1 protein-coding gene and 1 pseudogene are annotated in these 2019 nt (G+C 48.6%); both read left to right on the forward strand.

Going from position 1 to position 2019, the window contains the following annotated elements; all coding sequences use genetic code 11:
* Positions 1-664 (forward strand): annotated as a pseudogene (locus JGK20_RS34055) (hypothetical protein); the annotation flags it as partial.
* Between the two features lie 220 nt (positions 665-884).
* Positions 885-1805 carry an NAD(+) kinase gene (locus JGK20_RS34060; protein ID WP_293186638.1) on the forward strand — a complete coding sequence of 307 codons (921 nt, stop codon included), beginning with the start codon at positions 885-887 and terminating at the stop codon, positions 1803-1805.
* The last annotated feature ends 214 nt before the right edge of the window (positions 1806-2019 follow it).

The following is a 2019-nucleotide window of genomic DNA, read 5'->3' on the forward strand; positions in this document are numbered from 1 at the left end:
TGCTGACTGGGGCGGGCAAGATGCCCACCCCACAGTCAAATTCCTCAACAGTGGAACAGGCATCTTGCCTGTTGCTGACTGGGGCGGGCAAGATGCCCAACCCCTACTCCCCACAGTCAAATTACTCAACAGTGGAACAGGCATCTTGCCTGTTGCCCAGAATGCAGTATCACAAACAAAAATAGCAATTAGACAAGTCAGCGAATTGGCAGATGCGATCGACTCTAACGGATTCATGCCTATATCAGGAAGTTACAATCCCGACACATATTATCGACAACGCGCTTACGTTTCAGGCAAGTACGATCGCGACTACGAAGACTTCAACCTCAGTGGCAAACAAGCAACAGCCTTTAATTCAGTCGTAGCATTTACCAAAACTCGGAAAATCCCCCTAATTTTCGTCAATTTGCCCCTCACCGACGACTACCTAGATCCAACTCGTCGGTGGGCAGAACAGCAGTTTAGACAACGAATGCAGCAACTCTCGCGACAAAAAGGATTCGCCTTCCGCGACTTGTCCCAGCGGTGGCCAAATCGCAACGACTATTTCTTAGATCCCAGCCACCTCAACCGTTTTGGGGCGATCGCAGTTTCTCGCATCCTCGCCTCCGATACCAGCATTATTTGGCCGCAGCCCAAATCCAGAAGTATTGATGGGTAATCAATACCATTTTCGATGGGCGATTTTCGATTAAACAATGGGGAATTCTCGTTCCCCGGCGCTGCCGAGGAACGCAGATGCTTTGGCTATGCCTCGCAATTTTCAAGAATAGTTTAATATCTAAAATGATGTCCGAAATCAATTTGTGCGATCGAACATTTTGAGATTTTTTAGTTCAGTCTAAAATCCCAAACCCCAAATCCCAAATCCCAAATTAATTGTGCAACTAAAACAAGTAATTATCGCCCACAAAGCCCGAGACACCCTCAGCCAGCGGTGGGCAGAACAATGTGCCCGCCAGCTAGAAAATCGCGGCTGTCAAGTTTTAATGGGCCCCAGCGGCCCGAAAGATAACCCGTATCCGGTGTTTTTAGCTTCTAGTAACAGCCCGATCGATCTAGCCGTAGTCCTCGGCGGCGACGGTACAGCCCTGGCCGCAGCCCGGAATTTGGCTGCTGACGGCATCCCGATTTTAGCTGCGAATGTAGGCGGACATCTGGGTTTTTTAACCGAGTCTTTTGAGGATTTCCAAAATACTGAGGAGATTTGGGACAGACTAGCCGAAGATAGGTATGCCGTGCAGAAGCGGATGATGTTGCAGGCGGCGGTTTTTGAGGGAAACAGAACTAATCTTGAACCGGAAAGCGATCGATTTTTGGCACTCAATGAAATGTGTGTCAAACCTGCTTCTGCCGATCGAATGCCGAGCTGTATTCTAGAAATGGAAGTTGACGGCGAAGTAGTCGATCAATATCAAGGCGACGGTTTAATTGTGGCAACCCCTACCGGTTCGACTTGCTACACCGCATCTGCCAACGGGCCGATTATCCACTCGGGAATGGATGCGATCGCAGTTACTCCGATTTGCCCTTTAAGTTTATCCAGCCGGGCTGTAGTTTTGCCGCCCGGTTCCGTCGTCAGCATTTGGCCCTTAGCAGATTACGAACTCAGTACAAAACTCTGGATGGACGGCATTTTAGCTACAGCAATTTGGCCCGGACAGCGCGTAGATGTGCGGATGGCAGACTGCGAAGCCAAATTTATCATTTTGCGGGAAAACTATTCTTATTACGGCACATTGAGGGAAAAACTTCAGTGGGCCGGAGCCCGAATTCGGTACACCAACAATCACCGCAATTAATCCAAATCATCAACCGTTCAATTAGGTACGTAGTTGCGCTTCAGCGCTCTTTTGCAAAATCTAGAAAAGAGCGCTTTAATTAGGTACGTTGTTGCGCTTAAGCGCTCTTTTCCACAATCTCTAAAAGAGCGCTTCAATTAGGTACGTAGTTGCGCTTAAGCGCTCTTTTCCACAATCTCCGAAAGAGCGCTCAAGCGCAACTACGTACCTTAAG

It is taken from the genome of Microcoleus sp. PH2017_05_CCC_O_A, from assembly GCF_020738785.1.
Classification (GTDB): Bacteria; Cyanobacteriota; Cyanobacteriia; order Cyanobacteriales; family Microcoleaceae; genus Microcoleus.